General features: G+C 69.3%; 14 protein-coding genes. 1 reads left to right on the top strand and 13 read right to left on the bottom strand.

Annotated features, from left to right (window positions below):
- Positions 1-2: 2 nt before the first annotated feature.
- The 9 genes from ACFVMC_RS25595 to secY all read right to left on the bottom strand — a co-directional run bounded on the left by ACFVMC_RS25595 (position 3) and on the right by secY (position 7,751).
- Entirely contained in the window at positions 3-1,427 is a 1,425-nt protein-coding gene (locus tag ACFVMC_RS25595) for an MCE family protein (RefSeq protein WP_379214258.1), read from the bottom strand.
- 8 nt (positions 1,428-1,435) lie between these two features.
- Complete coding sequence (locus ACFVMC_RS25590) at positions 1,436-2,299, bottom strand: ABC transporter permease (protein WP_379214256.1); 864 nt, start codon at positions 2,297-2,299, stop codon at positions 1,436-1,438.
- Position 2,300: 1 nt separating this feature from the next.
- On the bottom strand, positions 2,301-3,152 hold the full coding sequence (locus ACFVMC_RS25585) for an MlaE family ABC transporter permease (RefSeq protein WP_379214254.1): 852 nt from the start codon (positions 3,150-3,152) through the stop codon (positions 2,301-2,303).
- Positions 3,149-3,337 (bottom strand): hypothetical protein, encoded by a 189-nt coding sequence (locus ACFVMC_RS25580; RefSeq protein ID WP_379214252.1) that lies wholly within the window; start codon positions 3,335-3,337, stop codon positions 3,149-3,151. The genes ACFVMC_RS25585 and ACFVMC_RS25580 overlap by 4 nt, the downstream gene beginning before the upstream one ends.
- Complete coding sequence (locus ACFVMC_RS25575; RefSeq protein ID WP_379214250.1) at positions 3,337-3,561, bottom strand: hypothetical protein; 225 nt, start codon at positions 3,559-3,561, stop codon at positions 3,337-3,339. Before ACFVMC_RS25575 ends, ACFVMC_RS25580 begins: the two co-directional genes overlap by 1 nt.
- Before the next feature lie 116 nt (positions 3,562-3,677).
- Positions 3,678-4,568: an oxygenase MpaB family protein gene (locus tag ACFVMC_RS25570; protein ID WP_379214248.1), complete on the bottom strand. Its 891-nt coding sequence runs from the start codon at positions 4,566-4,568 to the stop codon at positions 3,678-3,680.
- A 142-nt stretch (positions 4,569-4,710) separates the two neighbouring features.
- Positions 4,711-5,598, bottom strand: coding sequence for an LLM class flavin-dependent oxidoreductase (locus tag ACFVMC_RS25565; protein ID WP_379214246.1), 888 nt, complete (start codon positions 5,596-5,598; stop codon positions 4,711-4,713).
- Between the two features lie 27 nt (positions 5,599-5,625).
- Positions 5,626-6,396 (bottom strand): LuxR C-terminal-related transcriptional regulator, encoded by a 771-nt coding sequence (locus ACFVMC_RS25560; RefSeq protein ID WP_379214244.1) that lies wholly within the window; start codon positions 6,394-6,396, stop codon positions 5,626-5,628.
- Between the two features lie 47 nt (positions 6,397-6,443).
- The gene (gene secY / locus ACFVMC_RS25555) at positions 6,444-7,751 is read right to left on the bottom strand and encodes a preprotein translocase subunit SecY (RefSeq protein ID WP_379214243.1); all 1,308 of its coding nucleotides are present in this window, start codon (positions 7,749-7,751) and stop codon (positions 6,444-6,446) included.
- Positions 7,752-7,960: 209 nt separating this feature from the next.
- Between secY and ACFVMC_RS25550 the strand changes: the two genes are divergently transcribed.
- Positions 7,961-9,079 (top strand): metallophosphoesterase, encoded by a 1,119-nt coding sequence (locus ACFVMC_RS25550; protein WP_379214241.1) that lies wholly within the window; start codon positions 7,961-7,963, stop codon positions 9,077-9,079.
- Positions 9,080-9,091: 12 nt separating this feature from the next.
- Here the strand turns inward: ACFVMC_RS25550 and ACFVMC_RS25545 are convergent, their stop codons facing one another.
- The 4 genes from ACFVMC_RS25545 to ACFVMC_RS25530 are packed head-to-tail and all read right to left on the bottom strand — an operon-like array spanning position 9,092 to position 18,357.
- Positions 9,092-15,073 (bottom strand): type I polyketide synthase, encoded by a 5,982-nt coding sequence (locus ACFVMC_RS25545; protein WP_379214239.1) that lies wholly within the window; start codon positions 15,071-15,073, stop codon positions 9,092-9,094.
- Positions 15,066-16,106 carry a serine hydrolase domain-containing protein gene (locus ACFVMC_RS25540; protein ID WP_379214237.1) on the bottom strand — a complete coding sequence of 347 codons (1,041 nt, stop codon included), beginning with the start codon at positions 16,104-16,106 and terminating at the stop codon, positions 15,066-15,068. Before ACFVMC_RS25540 ends, ACFVMC_RS25545 begins: the two co-directional genes overlap by 8 nt.
- 29 nt (positions 16,107-16,135) lie before the next feature.
- Positions 16,136-16,924, bottom strand: a complete 789-nt coding sequence (locus tag ACFVMC_RS25535) for an ESX secretion-associated protein EspG (protein ID WP_379214235.1) — start codon at positions 16,922-16,924, stop codon at positions 16,136-16,138.
- Positions 16,925-16,947: 23 nt separating this feature from the next.
- Positions 16,948-18,357 (bottom strand): cell envelope integrity protein TolA, encoded by a 1,410-nt coding sequence (locus ACFVMC_RS25530; protein ID WP_379214233.1) that lies wholly within the window; start codon positions 18,355-18,357, stop codon positions 16,948-16,950.
- Positions 18,358-18,384 lie beyond the last annotated feature (27 nt).

Raw genomic sequence — 18,384 nt, 5'->3', positions numbered from 1 at the left:
GCTCACGCACCGCCTTTCGGCATAGTCGAGATCTCGAGGTAGCCGCCGTGCAGCACCGGCCCGAGCAGCAGCAGCTGGGCGATGCTCGGCTCGCCGCCGACCAGGGCCGCGACCGCCGCGTTGCCGCGCAGCGCGATCGGCCCGGCGGCGGTCCCGTCCGGTGCGGGCGTGGTCTGGGCCGCGGGCGCGGTGATGCCGGGAATGGACGGCAGACCTGGGATCACCGGTAGCGTCGGCAGGCCGGGCACGGTGGGCGCGCCCGGAATGCCGAAGACTCCGGTGGTGGGCGCGGGCGCCGGTCCGGCCGACTCGAGATGCCGCGGCAACTGCTGTGCTGGAAACTGTTGCTCGGGCGCGACTTCCGGCACGGTGGGGCCGCCGCAGCGGGGCCCGGCGAGCTCGCCGTAACGCGGGCAGTCCGCGGCGGTGTACTGCTGGAACGGTGTGAAGCTGAGATCCATCTTCCACACCATCTGCCGGCTCGGTCCGAAGGTGAACACGCCGGACAGGCGTTGCAGCGCCGTATTCAGGTTCGAGATCGCGACCGGAATGGCCTCGGGGTCCTTGGCCAGACTCCCGAACAGCTCGTTCAGGCCCGACACCAGGAACTTGCCCGAATCCGGGTTCGCCGCGAACAGCGCGTTGACCGTGTCGATCGCGGTGCCGCCGTTGGTCAGCAGCGCGATCAGCGAGGCGCGCTGCTCGGTCAAGGTCCGGGCCGTGGTCACCGACTCCGACAGCACGCCGACCAATTCCGGCGCCGATTGGCTCAGCGCGGTGGCCGCGTGCCCCAGATCGCCGAGCAGGTTCGGCATTCCGGGCAGTGCGCGCACCTCGGTCATCCAGGTGTCCAGGCGCTCGATGGTCGACCCCGGGGCCCGGGAGCCGGGGTCCAGCGCGGCCGAGAGCGTGGCCAGCACCCGGCCCAGTTTCTCGGGCTGGATGTTGTTCAAGACGGTGCGCAGCACGTTCAAGGTGGTCTGCAACTGCACCGTGGTTGCGGTGGTGTCCTCGGCGATCGTGGCGCCGGCTCGCAGCGTCGACGTGGTCGGCTCGGTGTCCACGAGTTCGATCGCGGTCACGCCGAACAGGTTGTTCGGGATGACCCGGGCCGTGACATTGGCCGGTATCGCCTCGGCGATACCGGGTTTGAGCCAGAGGGAGGCGCGTTGCCGATCGCCCTTGGCGACGATGTCGACAGCGGCGACCCGGCCGACGACCATGCCGCGGAACTTCACGTCCGCGTTCTCCGGCAGGCCGTCGCCGGTACTGGTGAGCACCGCGGTGACCGGAACCTTCTCCTCGAAGCGGCCGTCGTAGCGTAGGACGAGCAGATAGAGGCTCGTGGCGATGGCGGACAGCATTGCCAGCCCGGCCAGGGTCAGGTGGCGCGCGGTGGGCCCGCGGCCACTGGGATCGAGAAGCACCGTTGCTCCTATCCGGAGATCCGGAATCCGGGATCGATACCCCAGATCGCGAGAGTCATGAACAGATCGGCGAAGACCACGACGACGATCACCGACTTCAGCGCGCGTCCCGCCGCGACGCCGACGCCCTCGGGCCCGCCGCTGGCGGTGAAGCCGTGGTAGCACTGGATGAAGGTGGAAAGTAATACGAACACAACGACTTTGAGCAGCGACCAGAACACGTCCGGTCCGAGCAGGAACTGATAGAAGTAGTGGTCGTAGGTGCCCGCGGTGGTACCGCCGAGGATCAGCACCGACAGCTTGGTGGCGAGATAGGCGACCGCCAGCCCGACGCTGTAGAGCGGGATGAGCGTCAGCGTCGAGGCGATCATGCGGGTGCTGATCAGATACGGAAGTGGCCGGATGGCAAGGGATTCCAGCGCGTCGATCTCCTCGGAGATACGCATGGCCCCGAGCTGGGCGGTGAACCGGCACCCCGCCTGAATCGCGAAGGCGAGGGTGGCGATGATCGGGGCGAGTTCGCGGGTGATCGCGAACCCGGAGATCGCGCCGGTGAGCGGGCTCATGGTGAGCAGGTTCAGGGCCGAGAAGGACTCCATGCCGACCGTGACGCCCGCGAATCCACACAGCATGATCACGACGCCGATGGTGCCGCCGCCGACCACCAGCGAGCCGTTGCCCCAGCCGACATCGGCGGTCAGGCGCAGGAATTCCTTGCGATAGTGCCGAATCGCGTACGGCATCGCGCCGACCGCCTGGAAGAAGGTGATGGCCTGGTGCCCGAGCCGCTGGTTGGCCTGCACCGGCACCGCCACCGCGTCGCCCACCAGGCGTACCGGTTTGAGCGCCGGGGGAGTGTAGCTACTGCCCACGTCAGATCACCTTCGTCGGGAACAGCGTGTTGTACAGCTGCGTGAGAATGATGTTGGTGGCGAACAACATCAGGGCCGAGCTCACCACCGCGGAGTTCACCGCATCGGCGACGCCGCCCGGCCCGCCCTTGGCGTGCAGGCCGATATCGCAGGCGATGACGGCGGTCAGCGCGCCGAAGATGGCCGCCTTCACCAGCGCCACGACCAGGTCGCCTGCGACCGCGAACGAGGCGAACGAGGAAATGAACGAGCCCGGCGTGCCGGACTGGGCGTACACGTTGAACATGTAGGCCGTCGCGAAACCGACGAAAACGATGAAGCCGCACAGCAACATGCTGACCAGCACCGCTGCCGCCAACCGGGGCGCGACCAGCCGCCGCACGGGATCCACGCCCATCACCATCATGGCGTCGATCTCCTCGCGAATGGTGCGCGAGCCCAGGTCGGCGCAGATGGCCGAACCGACCGCGCCCGCGATCATGAGCGAGGTGACCAGCGGCGCGCCCTGCCGGATGATGCCGAGCCCGGCCACCGCGCCGATGAACGTGGTCGCGCCGACCTGATTGACCAGCGCGCCGATCTGAATCGATACCACGACCGCGATCGGGATCGCGACGAGCACGGTCGGCGCCGCGGAGACGCTGGCCATGAAGGCGCACTGCTTGATGAATTCCTGGTACGGGAATCGCCTGCGCGCCAGGGAGACAACCAGTTGCCGCACCGCCTCCCGGCCCAGCTGTACCTGGCGGCCGAGCGTTTCCAGCGACCGCTGTGGGTGCCGCCGCCACAGATCGCCGAGGCTGTCGGTGATTCGCGTCAGCTCACCGGATTCGGTGACCGGCTTCGTGCTCATGCCAGGCCGTCCAGGTGGCGCTGGAGCAGGACGCCGAGGACGCCGAGGACGGTCACTCCACCGACCAGGGCGCAGAGCACGGCTACCCAGAGTCCGTAGCGCAGTACAGGATTGACTTTCGTTCGCCCACCGAGGATCTTGACGCCGATCACCAGGATGTCGATGAGCCAGACCAGCGCCATCATCAGGTCATGTACACATTCGCGAAGGTGAGGACCGGCCAGCACACGATGGATCCGAGGAACGAGATGATCACGTCGAGTCCGTCGAGCTGTTTCAGATGTGACGTGTGGGTGAGGGTCCAGATTAGCCCGATCCCGCCGTACGGGATGCCGAGAATGATCAGGGTGCCGAGGAACTCCGACACCTTCATCTCGTAGCTGAGTATCCGGTCCAACCGTTTGAGCATTGCGGGTCCGTTCTTTCAAGGCGGAGAATGGTGAGCCACTTCTATGGAAGTAGCATGCAGGTCATGTCTTCACGCCTTGTTCACAAGGGCGGAATGAACATTAACATAACGGACGGCTAGATCAGAGCCCTCTGCTTGCGGATCTTGCGCTGGACATCGCGCATCATCGACTTGGTGCCCGCGAAGCGGATGAACTTCGGAATGAACCGGTTGACGAAGCCGACGAACAGGAAGAGGTGCTCGAACCGGCGCTGGTCCGACGTGGACCACGCCACGCCCATCTGATCGCGGAAGTGCTGCGGCAGGAAGCCGACGGTCAGGAAGTGCAACAGATTCGCGAAGATCAGGCGCAACGGAAAGGCGATCATCCGCAGATCGATCAGATCGCTGACGTAGGCGCGGAAGTCGTCGTCGATGACGACATGGCGGCACGCCTCGAGCCAGTACGTGTCGAAGTCGGCCCGGGTCTTGGGCCACATGTCCGGATGCACCTGGAGAGTGGTGCCGAAGGTGTCGGCGCCCTGATAGAACGCCTCCAGTTCCTCCGCCGACATCTTGCCGTGGATCAACTGGTGCGAATCCTCGAATCCGATGTAGATCGAGGCCGCCACGTACAGCTGGAGGTCGCGGTCGAAGGCGTTGTACTTGACCTTCGAGTTCGGTCCGGACCGCACCTGCCGGTGCGCCACATCGACAGCCTTGCGGAACTCCGCCTTCTCCTCGGGCGTGCCGAGAATCGCGACCGCCAGGTAGGAAGACGTGGTGCGCAACCGCTTCCATGGATGCACCATCAGTGCTCCGGACTCGACGGTGCTCTCCATGACGCCGGCCGCGACCCCGGGATGTGAGAACTGCATGGCCACATTGGCCGCCGCGCCCGCGAACATCCAGAAGTCGAGCGAATCGGCGAGCTTCGCGGGCCGCCTGCGCGGCGACCGATAGGTGTCGGGGATCGGGATCCGAACCTGGTCCAGGGTCAGTGGCGGCAGAATCTCCGGCATCGTCATGTGCGTCCTTCTCTCTCGACCGATCCGGCGCAGGCGCCGTCCATCGCGCCATATGTTACTGATGATTCCTCATCGGCACATAGGGTTTTGCCTGATGGAATTCGGGAAGAGTGAGCTGGACTTCTCTGAGACTATGAGGTTTTCAGTGACACAGCTCCCGGGTTGCGGGTACGACGTCGCCGATCCAGCGGCGAAGTTGGTCCTCGTCCTGGGTTTCGGGCCAGTACACGAAGGTGTCGAAGCCGGTCCCGGCAGCGAGATCGGCGAGGATACGAGCCCAGCCCGCGGCATCGGTACGAATCGGTTCCTCGCCACGCAGGGTGACCGGGCCGGGGGTATCGGTGATCGTTCCGACGAGCTGGGCCATCCGGGTGATGGCGGCGGGATCGCGTCCGGCGTCGAGGGCGGCGGCGGAGATGATGTCCTGGGCCGCTTGCCATTTCTCGTAGGGCAGGTAGTGGGGGATGGGTGCGGCCCACCCGTCGGCGATCTGTCCCGTCAGGGCGTTGGCCTTGGGGCCGACGCTGCCGAACCAGATCCCGACCGGATGGGCGGGCGCGGGGCCGGACTGCACGCCGGTCACGGAGTAGTACGCACCTTCGACTTTCGCCTTGGTGCCGGGACGCCACATGGCGCGGATGATCTCGGTGGCCTCCGCCAGCGCCCGCAGCGCCTCGGGATTCGAGCGCACCGGGCCGCCCATGGCGCCGATCGCGGGCCAGAACGCGCCCGCGCCCAGGGCGAGTTCGAATCGGCCGCCGCTGAGCAGGTCCAGGGTCGCGGCCTGCTTGCCGAGCATGGCGGGCCCGCGCAGCGGCAGGCTCGCCACATCCGGAAACACCCGCAGCCGTTCGGTTTCCGCGAGCACGGTGGCGATCACCGCGAAGGTGTCGGCGAGTCCACCGGAGTACGGGTGATCCTGGATGCCGAGCAGGTCCAGGCCCTCCCGGTCGGCCCGACGCGCCAGCGCACGCACCCGGGGGAGCTCGGACACGGTGGGGGCCAACTGAATACCGAATCGTAGATGCACAGGGCGATCATGCCAGTCCGGGCCTGCCTACCCGATGTGCCGGCGATGCGCGTAGACCGCGGCATGGACGCGGTCTCGGACACCGAGTTTGGTGAGCACATGCGAGACGTGTGTCTTGACGGTCTGCGCGCCGATCCCGAGCGCGCGGCCGATCTCGGGATTGGTGTAGCCCTGCGCGAGCAACCCGAGCACGTCGTGCTCACGGGGAGTGAGGGTTTCGGCCTGCGGCGGTGCGGGGAACGGTTCGCCGCCTGCGGACAGCCGGGTGACCAGCTGCCGGGTCAGCACCGGGTCGATCAGGGCGGTGCCGTGGACGGCCGCCCGGACGGCGGCGAGCAGGTCGTTGACCGGCCGGGGCCGGGCGAAGAACCCGGTCGCGCCGAGCCGCAGTGCGCGATAGAGGTTCTCGTCGGTGTGCTCGGCGCCGAGCGCGAGCACACGGGTGACGCCGGCCTCGAACGGCGTCGCCGCCAGGCCGGGCAGATCGAGATCGACCAGCGCGACGTCCGGGCGCAGCCGCTGGATCTCACGGACCGCGGCCGGACCGTCGCCCACCTCGGCGACGCAGCTCAGGTCGGCCTGCCCGGCGATCGCGGCGCGCATGCCCGTTCGGAAGAACAGTTGACCGTCCGCCAGCAACACCGAGATCATCTGTCGCGCACGAGGAGCCGAGTCCGCGGCGGGCGCCGGTCGCGAACTCGCGTGCGCGGCAGGTATTCCGAGCGTCATCGCGGTGAGTGCGAGGACAACGGTGGACACCACGCGCAGCAGCGCACGATGCGAGGAATTCGCGACCATGCTTCCCGACAGTAGGCGTGTCGGCCTGGTCGCGCCCCCGTGACCGCTCAATTCAGGAACCCCTCGTAGTTCCGGTTCAGCACTTGGCTTTCCAGCTGTTTGACGGTGTCCAGGGCGACGCTCACCATGATCAGCGCGGAGGTGCCGCCGAGCGCGAGCGCGGTCGTCGATCCGGACGCGCCGCCCAGCAGCAGACTCGGCAGCACCACGACGGCACCGAGATACAGCGATCCGGGCAGCGTGATCCGATTCAGGACATAGCCCAGGTAGGCGGCGGTCGGCCGGCCCGGCCGATGGCCGGGGATGAAGCCGCCGAACTTCTTCATCTCCGCCGCGCGCTCGCGGGGATCGACGGTGATCGAGACATAGAAGTAGCTGAAGAAGACGATGAGCGCGAAATATCCGGCGATGTGCACGGGATGGTTCGGATTACCCACATACCGCTGTATCACCTGTTGGAACAGTCCGGACCTGTCCTGGGTGAACTCCGTGAGCATCCGCGGAAGTGACAGCAGCGAGGAGGCGAAGATGACCGGGATCACCCCCGCCTGGTTGACCTTGAACGGCAGGTAGGTCGACGTGCCGCCGTACTGCTTGCGCCCGACCACCCGTTTGGCGTACTGCACCGGAATCCGGCGCTGGGCTTGCTCGATGAAGATCACGCCGACCACCATCGCGCCCATCGCGCAGCACACCGCGGCGAACACGATGCTGCCCTGGTTCTCCAGCAGCGACCGTCCCTGGCCCACGAGCTGGGAGACTATGCCCGCCAGAATGAGCAACGACATGCCGTTGCCGGCGCCGCGTTCGGTGATCAGCTCACCGAACCACATGACCAGCGCCGCGCCCCCGGTCATCACCAGCACGGCGGTGATCATGCCGAACAGCGAACGGTCGGCGAAGATCCCCTCCGGGCACCCGCGTAGCAGCTGCCCGCGAGCGGCCAATGCGACCAGCGTGGCCGATTGCAGCAGGGCCAGTGCCATGGCCAGGTAGCGCGTGTACTGCGTGAGCTTCGCCTGGCCCGAAAGCCCCTCGCGCCGTAGCTCTTCGAAGCGGGGGATGACGACCGTCAGCAGTTGGGTGACGATGCTCGCGGTGATGTAAGGCATGATCCCGACCGCGAACACCGACAGCTGCAACATCGATCCGCCGGAGAAGAGATCGATGAGCTGGTAGATCCCGGCCGAGTCGCCGCCGGAGTTCAGCTCGTTGCAGGTGCGCACCGCTGCGAAATCCACACCGGGAGCGGGCAGTGTCGCGCCGAAGCGGAACAGCGTGAGCAGCCCGAGCGTCACGAGCACCTTGCGTCGCAGATCCGGGGTTCGGGCGGCCGAGCGGAAAGCGCCGAGCACGGTAACTCCTGAGGTGGGGGCCCGCGGGGCCGAAACGGATGAGAGCTTCGACGCTAGAAAAAGCCGGTGATCATCCGCGTCGCCCACGAGATCGATGTGCGGCTCCCCCGATCGGGGGAGCGGTGGTGTGCCGGACGACGCCCGATCCGGCGAACTACGCTGACCGGGCGACCGCAGAGCGGATCGCGGAGATACCGAGAGGGCGGCCTGTGCTGCGAATAGTCATCGGCGGCAGCGTGCTCGCCCTGGTTCACTGGCTGCTCTATCGCCGATTGGTGCGCGCCACGGGCATGACCGGATACCCGAGGATCGCGGGCGCGGTCACGCTGGGCGCGCTGTGGCTCACCGTCGTCGTCGCGCTCGGCGCGGGCGGATTCTATTCCCCGGAACCGATCCGGCCGATCGTCTGGTTCGGTCTCACCTGGGCCGCGGTGATGTTCTACCTGCTGCTCGGGCTGCTGCTGGTCGGCATCGTGCTGCTGCTCGCCCGCTGGGCGAAGTTTTCCGGACGCCTGCGGCTGACCCGGGCGCTCTCGGCCGGGCTGGTCGTGGCGTCGGTGGGCGCGGTGGCCTACGGGGTGTACGAGGCGAATACGCCGCGGGTGGTACAGGTGCAGGTGCGCTCGTCGAAGCTGCCCGCCGAGCTCGACGGTCTGCGGGTCGCCGTGGTGTCCGATATCCATGTCGGCGCGGCGCGCGGCGCGGCCTTCACCCGGCGGGTGGTCGACCTGGTCAACGAGCAGCGGCCGGACCTGATCGTGCTGCCCGGCGATCTGATCGACGGTTCGGTCGAACTCGTCGGGCCCGATATCGCGCCGGTGGCGGAATTACGCTCGAGATACGGCATGTTCGCGGTCGCGGGTAATCACGAGGGTTATGTCGACGGCGTCGGGGACTGGATGGACTACTGGGAGAGCCTGGGGCTGCGGACCTTACGCAACCAGCGCGCCGAGATCGAGGTCGGCGCGGCCACGGTGGAGATCGCGGGCGTCTACGACTTCGATGCCCCGGACCCGTGGGGACCCGACCTGGACTCGGCGCTGACCGGGCATCGCCCCGACCGGTTCCTCATCCTGCTCGCCCATCAGCCGCGTCAGGCGCCGGACGCGGCCGACCGCGGGGTCGACCTCCAGATCTCCGGTCACACCCACGGCGGCCAGATGTGGCCGCTGAATTACGTCGTGGGCTGGGTCAACGGCACGGTCTTCGGCCTCGACCGCGTCGGCGCCATGCAGCGCTACACCACCCGCGGTGTCGGCGCGTGGGGTCCACCGGTACGTGTCGCCGCACCGCCGGACATCTCGATACTCACCCTCCGGCGCGGCTGACGTTCCGCACCCTCAAGTGCCGGCGCGCTGGTCCCAGATCGCGCAGAGGTGGGCGGTCAGGGCGGCTGCCGTGGGGTGGTCGAAGACGACCGTGGTCGGCAGGGGAATGTCGAGGGCGGTCTGGAGGCGGTTGCGGAATTCGACGGCGCTGAGCGAGTCGAAGCCGAGTTCCTTGAACGGCTGGTCGGCTCCGATGGCGGCCGGGCCGTCGTAACCGAGCACCGCGGCCGCGGTCGACCGCACGAGCGCGTGCAGCCGCTCTTGTCGCTGGGCCGGGGTCAGGTCGGCGAGGTGGCCGAGAGCGGGCGCGAGCGGCGTGACACCGGCCTTCGGCGTCGCGCGCAGCAGGCCGCGCACCAAGGCCGGCGGTGCCGGCTCCAATTGCAGGCCGGGGATATTGAGCCGGGCGGGCAGGACATACGGGCGACCGAGCTCGATCGCCTCGTCGAACAGTTCCAGCGCCTCGGCCGAGGACATCGCGATGGATCCGGCCCGCTCCAACCGGGAGCGGTCCTGCCTGCGCAGATGCCCGGTCATGCCGGTCGCCGAGGCCCAGAAGCCCCAGCCCAGCGCCACCGCGGGCAGACCGCGCTGGTGGCGGTGCGCGGCGAGCGCGTCGACAAAGGCGTTGGCCGCGGCGTAGTTGGCTTGACCGGCCGGCCCGAAGACGCCCGCGATCGAGGAGAACAGGACGAACATCGACAGCTCCAGCCCGGCGGTCGCCTCGTGCAGATTCCAGGCGGCGTCGACCTTCGGCCGCAGCACGGTCTCCAGCTGCGCCGGGGTCATCGTGTCGATCACCGCGTCGTCGAGCACGCCCGCGGCGTGGATCACGCCGGTCAACGGCGGGTCGATCCGCGCGATCACCTCCCGCAGCGAATCACGCTGCGCGGCATCGCATGCCACGATGTCGACGGTCGCGCCGAGCGCGGCGAGCTCGGTGCGCAGCTGTGCCGCACCGGGCGCGTCCGCGCCGCTGCGGCTGAGCAGGACCAGGTTCCGGATGCCGTGGCGGCCCGCCAGGTGCCGGGCCAGCATCGCGCCGATGACACCGGTGCCGCCGGTGATCAGGACCGAGCCCGTCGGCTGCGGCTGATCCGGGATCGTCAGCGCCAGCTTGCCGACGTGGCGCGCCTGACCGAGGTAGCGCAGGGCTTCCGGCGCGCGGCGAATATCCCAGCGGCTGACCGGGATCGGGCGCAGCACACCGGATTCGAACAGTGCGGCGATCTCGGTCAGTCGCTGCTGGATCCGATCCGGGCCGATCTCGACCAGGATGAACGCCTGGTACGCCACCCCGGGATACGCGGCCGCGACGGCCGCCGGATCGCGGACATCGGTTTTGCCCAGCTCGATGAACCGGCCGCCGGGGGCCGTGAGACGAAGCGAGGCGTCGACGAATTCGCCTGCGAGCGAGTCGAGTACGACGTCGACCCCGGTGCCGCCGGTGGTCGCGCGGAAGGTCCGCTCGAATTCGACCGTGCGCGAGTCGCCGATATGGTCCTCGTCGAGGCCGAGTTCCCGGAGTACATGCTGCTTACCCGGGCCGGCCGTGCCGAACAGTTCGGCGCCCCAGTGTCGCGCCAGTGCGATGGCCGCCCAGCCGACCCCGCCGGTCGCAGCGTGCACCAGCAGCCGCTCGCCCGGCGCCAGCCGCGCGAGATCGCGCAGTGCGACATAGGCGGTGAGGAACACCGCCGGGATCGTCGCGGCCTCCGCGAAGGACAATCCGGCCGGAATCGGCACCACCAGCCGGTGATCGACGGTGACGGTGGACGCGATCGGCCCCAGCAGACCCATCACCCGATCACCCGGCGCGACCGCGGCGACATCGGGGGCGACCTCGAGCACGACCCCGGCGCCGTCGGCGCCCGGCTCCGCGTGGCCCGCGTCGTACATACCGAGCGCGATCAGGACGTCGCGGAAGTTGAGGCCGGCCGCGCGCACCGCGACCCGGATCTCGCCGTCCCGCAACGCCGCTCGTGGTTCCGGCAGCGCAGCCAGGCGCAGGTTGGCCGACTGGAGCGTGCCGCGGCCGGCGGTCCGCAAGCGCCATGATCGCGTCTCGACCAGCTCGGAATTGCCGACGAGATCGGTGCGGGCGGGAAAGAGCCTGGGCGCGTAGGTGATTCCGCGCCGGTAGGCGAGCTGCGGTTCGACGCCGACCAGGGCCAGCGCCGCCGCGATCGCCGCGCGCCGCTGGGACCAGTCCTCGACATCCACCAGCGCGATCCGCCCCGGGTGCTCGTTCTGCGCGGCGCGCAGCAGCCCCCATACCGGCGCGTGCACGAGATCCTCGACATCCTCGCCGCTGGTCACCGCGACCGCCCGCCGGGTGACGACCACCAGCGGGCTGTCGTCGTCGCGTTCGAGCCACCGCTGGATCTGTGCGAGGACCGCGGCCGCGCGGGCGTGGACCGCCCCGGGCAGGTCGCCGTCGGGCACGGGAATCGCCTGGCAGCGTAGAATATTGGGCGTCTTGCCGCTGCGATCCCACCGCGATGCCGCGGCGGCGACCGGGACCCAGTCCAGTCCGTACACCGGCCCGCCCAGCTGCCGCCGGTCGATCGGCCGCGAGGCGAGCGCATCGATCGTGGCGACCACCGTGCCGGTGGTGTCGAACAGCGTCACCGTGGCGCGGTCCTCGGCCTGCCGCACCGCGTGCACCCGCAGCGCCGTCGCGCCGGCTGCACACAGCTCGACCCCCTCCCAGGCGAAGGGCAGACGCACCGTGCTGGATTCGGGTCCGGCGAAGGGTTCGATCAGCACGTGCAGCGCGGCGTCCAGCAGTGCCGGGTGCACGCCGAATCCCGCCGTGCCGGATGGCAGCGGCGCGCGGACCTCGGCGAAGAACTCGCGGTCGCGCACCCACGCGGCGCGCAGCCCGCGAAAGGCCGGGCCGTACTCGTAGCCGCGGCTCGCGCAGCGTTCGTAGAAGTCGGTGACATCGACCGGCGTCGCGTCCACCGGCGGCCACACCGCGGCGGCCGGCGGTGGATCACCGTGCTCGCTCGTGACAGCGCCCACGGCGTGCAGCGTCCACTGCGCCGACTCGTCGGTGCGGGTATAGCACCGGACCGGTCGCCGGCCCGCCGCATCGGGTGTCTCGAGGACCGTATGGAGTTGCACCGCTTCGGATTCGGTGACCAGGACCGGCGCGTGCAGGACGAGTTCGGCCAGCCGCGGGCAACCGGCGCGCGCGCCGATCGACAGCACGAGTTCGACGGTCGCGGCGCCCGGCAGCAGGACCGTCGCCGCGACGGCGTGGTCGGCCAGCCAGGGCTGCCGGTCCAGGGACACCTCACCGGCGAAGGTCAGCTCCCCGGATTCGGGATGCTCGACGATCGCGTCGATGAACGGATGCACGGCGCCGGGCCCGCCGTCGTCGGGTGCGAGCCAGAATCTGCTGTGCTGGAACGGATATACCGGTAGCTCCACCCGCCGCGGTCGCAGCGGCCGCAGATAGGGCTGCCACGCGGCGCCCAGTTGCGCGGCCGAGAGCAGGAAGCGGCGCAGGCCGCCCTGGTCGCGGCGCACGGTCTCGGTGACCGTCACCTCGGCGGTGTCGAGGGTCTCCTGGATGCCGATGGTCAGCACCGGATGCGGGCTGACCTCGACGAACTTGCGGTAACCCCGGTCGTGGGCGGCGCGGATCGCCGAGTCGAATCGCACCGGCTGCCTGAGGTTGCGGAACCAGTATCCGGCGTCCATGGTCGCCGGGTCGAGCCGGTCGCCGGTGACCGTCGAGATGACCGGGATCGCGCTCACCGCGGGCGCGATTCCGGTCAGCGCCGATCGCAGCTCGGCGTCGAGCGCGTCCACCTGGGCCGAATGCGCGGCGTAGTTCACCGGAATCCGTTTGGCGCGCAGGTCGTTGGCGGCGCAGTGGGCGATCAGTTCGGCGACGGCCGCCGCCTCGCCGGACACCACGGTCGAGCGCGGGCCGTTGATCGCCGCGACGCCGAGCCGGCCGGGCCATTTGTCGAGTAGCGTGCCGACCTCCTCGACCGGTAGCGGTAGCGCGACCATGCCGCCCTGCTCCGCCAGCCCGACCAGCGCGCGTGCGCGGGCGATGACGACCCGGGCGGCATCGGCCAGCGACAGCACCCCGGCGATATGGGCGGCCGCGATCTCACCCTGCGAGTGACCGATGACCGCGGCCGGTTCGACACCGATGGACTGCCAGAGCCGGGCCAGCGCGGTCATCACGGCGAACAGCACGGGCTGCACCACATCGACCCGATCCAATCCGGGTGCGCCCGGCTCGTGCCGCAGCACATCCAGCAGCGACCAGTCCACCAGCTCCGCGAACACGGCCGCGCACTCGCCGATGTGCGCGGCGAATACCGGTGCGGTGTCGAGCAGTTCGGTCGCCATGCCGATCCACTGCGAGCCCTGCCCGGGAAAGACGAACACGGTGCCGTGCCCGCCCGCCGGGCCGCCGGTCAGGACGACGTGCTCGGCGGCTCGCCCCTCGGCGACCGCGGTCAGGCCCGCCCGCAGCTCGTCTCCGCTCGCTGCGACGACGACGGCTCGACGGGGCAGGCGCGCGCGGCCGCTCGCCAGCGACCAGGCAAGATCCACCGGATCGTGGTCCAGCGCGGTCAGCAGCCGGGAAGCCTGCTGCGCCAAGGCCGGTCCCGTTTTCGCCGAGAGCTCGAGCGCGACCGGAACCGGCGGCCGGTGTCGCGGTGCGGTCGTGGTCTCGGCCGGTGCCTGCTCCAGGATCACATGGGCGTTGGTGCCGCTGATCCCGAACGCCGACACGCCCGCGCGGCGCACGGTGGACTCCGGCGGCCACGCGGTCGGCTCGGCGACCACCCGCACGGCACCGGCCGACCAGTCGACCGCGGTGGTGAGCCGATCGGCGTACAGCGTCGGCGGCACCATCGCGTGCCGGATCGCCTCCACCATCTTGATCACCCCGGCGACGCCCGCCGCCGCCTGCGCGTGCCCGATATTCGACTTGACCGACCCGACCAGCAACGGTGTCGCGGCCGAGCGGTCGCGGCCGTAGGTCGCGAGCAGGGCGGTCGCCTCGATCGGATCGCCGACCGTCGTTCCGGTGCCGTGCGCCTCCACCACGTCGATGTCGTCCGGGCTCAGCCCGGCATCGGCGAGTGCCTTGCGGATGACCCGCTCCTGCGCGCGGCCGTTGGGCACCGTCAGCCCGCTGGAGGCGCCGTCCTGCGCGGTGGCCGACCCGCGCAGCACCGCGAGTACCGGATGGTCGTTGCGGCGGGCGTCGGAAAGGCGTTCCAGGACAAGTACTCCCACGCCCTCGCCGACCCCGAAGCCGTCGGCGGCGGCCGAGAACGGTTTGCACCGCCCGTCTTCGGCGAGCGCTCCCAGTTCGGCCAATCCGACGATGGCGCTCGGGGAGCTGAGCACCGTCGCACCGCCCGCCAGCGCGAGCGTGCAGTCACCGGTGCGCAGGCCCTGCGCCGCGAGGTGGATCGCGACCAGCGACGACGAGCACGCCGTATCCACGCTGATCGCCGGGCCCGACAGGCCGAGCGAATACGCGACCCGTCCCGATGCGACCGCCGGGGCGGTGCCGGTGGCGAGGTGCCCCGCCATGCCCGCGCCCTCGGCGGCCCTTCGGCCGCCGTAGTCCATCGCGACCACGCCGAAATAGACGCCGGTCTCGGATTCGGCGAGCGAGAGCGGATCGATGCCGCTGCGCTCCAAGGCTTCCCACGAGGTTTCCAGCAGCAGTCGCTGCTGCGGATCCATGGCCAGCGCCTCGCGCGGGCTGATACCGAAGAACGCCGGGTCGAAAGCGTCGGCCGCGTCGAGGAAATTGCCGCGCCGGGCGGTGACCGAGGCCGGCAGCCGACGCCGATCCCAGCCCCGCTCGATCGGGAATGCCGAAGTGGCACTGTGTCCTTCGGCGGCGAAGCGCCACAGATCATCGGAGGAGGCGATGCCGCCCGGATACCGGCATCCGATGCCGACGATGACGATCGGGTCGGACCCGGCGAGCTCACTCATCGGCGAACCCCGGGAACAGCGCCCGCACCAGTCCGAGTGCGATCTCCATGCTGATGGCATCGACATCGGAGGACACATTGGTCGCCACCGCGACCGACATGTCCTCGGCGGGATAGCGATACACCGCGCACGAGGAGCCGGGCATGACGGCATTGTGGCCGACCAGCGCGCCGAGCCGCTGCACGCCGAGCCCGTAGCGGTGGAAGGCGCGCCGCCGGTCCAGATGCGTGGCCGTCAACCGCGCGCGCTGGAGCTCGGCCGAGAGCAGTGTGCCGTCGGCGAGCTCGCGCACCCAGATCAGCAGGTCGTCGATCGTGGCGATCATGGCGCCGGTCGTCCACAGCACCTGCGGGTTCATATCGCCCAGCGCGCGCAGGGTGCGCCCGTCCGGCAGCACGGTGTAGATCGTCGGATGCGGGTCGGGAAGCGCCGCGACCGAGGGGAATTCGGTGTTCGTCAAGCCTGGCACAGCCGCGACCACGTCCTCGTTGATCACCTCGGCGGCGGGTCGGCCGGTCACCTGCTCGAGCACCAGGCCGAGCAGGATGTAGTTGCTGTCGCAGTAGGCGGCCTTGGCGCCCGGCGCGAAATCCGGTGGGCCGGCGCGCATCACATCGATCTTGCGCTGCTGCGGCCAGTCCGCGTCCGCGGTGGCGAAGGACAGGCTCTCGTGCGCGGGCAGCCAGTCCGGCGCGGTGGCGAAATTGGCGACACCGGAGGTCATGTTCAGCAGGTGTTCGACCGTGATGTCCCCGCCGTTCGGGATGCCGGGCACGAACGATTCGAGCGTATCCGCGAAACGCAGGCGGCCGCGGTCGATCTGCTGGAGCACGGCCGTCGCGGTGAACGACTTGGTGACACATCCGATGCGGTGGTGATCACCGAGCCGGAAGGGCGCGCCGGTGGTCACGTCCGCGACACCGAGCGCGAACTCCCAGCGCTCAGCGCCCACCTCGACCACCGCGCCGAGACCGGGCAGGCGCTGCTCGTACAGGTGCGTCTCCAGCAGGAATTCGAGCGTATCCCGCGTCATCTCATCGAAGACCACCGGTGCCGGCACGCTCAATGGACGCGGAAGTCGCGGATCGCGGGCCGGTTCTCCCGGATCCGCCGCACCAGCTCGGCGACGTACTGGTTGACGATGCGCTCGAATGCCCTGTCGTCCACGGGGATCGCGATCGGGTTGGGTCTGGGCTCGATCAGGTAGCGGCCGTCGTCGGCCAGGTCACGCCAGCGCATCAGATAACCGCGGCGATCCTGGATCCAGTGCGCGCCGCCACCCGGCTCGACCTTCAGCTCACCGATCTGGGTCGCTTTCGCGCCGCGCCAGGCATCCGAACGCTGGTGCGTCGTCGACTGACTGGGCGCGAGCACGCGTGAGGAGCCGTACCCGTACTCCATCCGATCGGCCCGCTTGGACACGATCGGCACCTCGCCCTGGGTGCCGCGCCCCACCTTCGGCAGGTGTTCGATCACGGCTCGCGCCAGGCCGGGGATATCGGTCTCGTAGACATCGATGTCACCGCCGCGCTCGATACTCTCCCCGGGCTCCTGCACCAGCACCACCGCGTAGCCCTCGCGGCGCAATCCGACCACGCGCGTCACCGCGGACATATCCGTCTCATCGTCGGGGGATTCGCCCGCCGCCCAGATGACGATGTCCGGATTGACCGCGGCCTCCCACAGCTGTTCCGCGTCCTCGGGGAGATAGGCCAGCAGCCGCTCCGCCGTCTCCTTCTTCGCGCGGATGTAGTCGTCCTCGTACTGGTGGGTGGGCCAGTGCGCCAGCGGGAAGGGGAGCTTGTCGTTGGACATGAGTTCCCACAGCACCGCCAGCTCGAGCGATGTCAATCGTCCCCGATGTACCGCCGCCATCAGTCGGCGACCGGCTTCGACGCCACCGGCGCGTCACCGAACGCCTCGTCGAGGTGCTCGGTGGAGTCGAGGTAGGACGGACGCTTGTGCTTGTCGTTCTGGCCGCCCTGCTGCCCGCCCGCGCCGCTGGCGCCCGTCGCGCCGGGCATACCGGGCGTGCCCGCGGCGGCCGCCAGACCGCGACCGGCCATCGCGGCGGTCGCCGCCGTGGTACCGACCGTGGCGCGCGGGAACAGCTTCGAGGCAGCGTCTTTCGCCAGTGCCGCGCCCGAACTCAGCGCGCCGGTCTTGGGAGCCGGACCCGGGCCCGCGCCCTTGGCCAGGCCCTTGCCCAGCTCTTGGCCCAGCCCGGCCAGCGACGCGGGCATGCCGGCCATGCTCGCCGCCTGCAACCCCTCCTGCGCGGCCTGTTGCGCGGCCGACAGACCTTGCTCCGCCGCCTGCTGCGCGGCCTGCAAGGCTTGCTGCACGCCCTCCTGGGCGGCCTGCTGCGCCTGTTGTGCCTGCTGCTGGGCAGCGCGCTGGGCCGCCTGTCGTTCGGCCTCGGCGGTCTGCTTGGCGATCTCGGCCGCGCGCTTCTTGGCCTCCTCCTCGGCGCGCTTCTGCGCCTCCTCGATCGCCTTGCGCTGGGCGGCGAGGGCTTCCTGCTGCTGTTTGAGCGCGGGGTTGGTGGACGGGGAGGCCGGGCCCGGGCCACCGAGCTTCGGCCCGCCGGTCGGGGTCTGCTGCTTGGTCGGGTCCTTCGTCGGGTCGGGCAGATCTCCGGTCACCGCCGCCGGGAGCGTGAAGACCGGCATGGTCGCGTCCGCGGATTTCCCGCCGGGCACGAACACCTGATTCATGACATCGTTGGCTCGATCGGTGAGCAAGCGCTTCAGATGCGCCTGGGTCTCCGGGGTGTCGTAATCGCCGTCGCTCTCCACGATCGACTTGCCGTCGGTCAGTTTGCCGTTCGCGTCGGGGATGTTCTTCTTCGTGGTCTCGAGGTAGCCGGCCGAGTAATTCAGGCTGTTCGCGACCGCCTTGACCACGTTGGACATGCTCACCAACTGATCGGCGTAGCGTTGTACCGCGGGTGAGGCCGCGAGGCGGCCGCCGTCGGAGTCCCAGGAGTCGATGATCTTCGTTTTCACCTGGTTCGAGAATTCGGCGGCCAGTGAGGACAGCTTCTTGCCGTGATCACCCCAATTGCGCGCCATGGTGCGCACCGATTCGGGATCGATCGTATCACGGTATCGCACAAGGGTTTCCAGGTCTTTACCGTACGTTTCCCATGGGATAACGCCGAGTTCGGTCCCGACCATGCCGCCCTCTTGGCCGAGCACCGCGGTCTTGCCGCCCTCCGCGCTCTGCGGCTTGAACTCGTTGAGTTTGTACGACTTTTTATCCTGCTGGGGTGTGTCACCCATTGTTCACCTCCATCGGCGGTATAGACG

The organism is Nocardia sp. NPDC127579 (assembly GCF_042672005.1).
Lineage (GTDB): Bacteria > Actinomycetota > Actinomycetes > Mycobacteriales > Mycobacteriaceae > Nocardia.
Note: the sequence above shows the minus strand (reverse complement) of the source record. Positions and strands in the feature narration are given on the sequence as shown.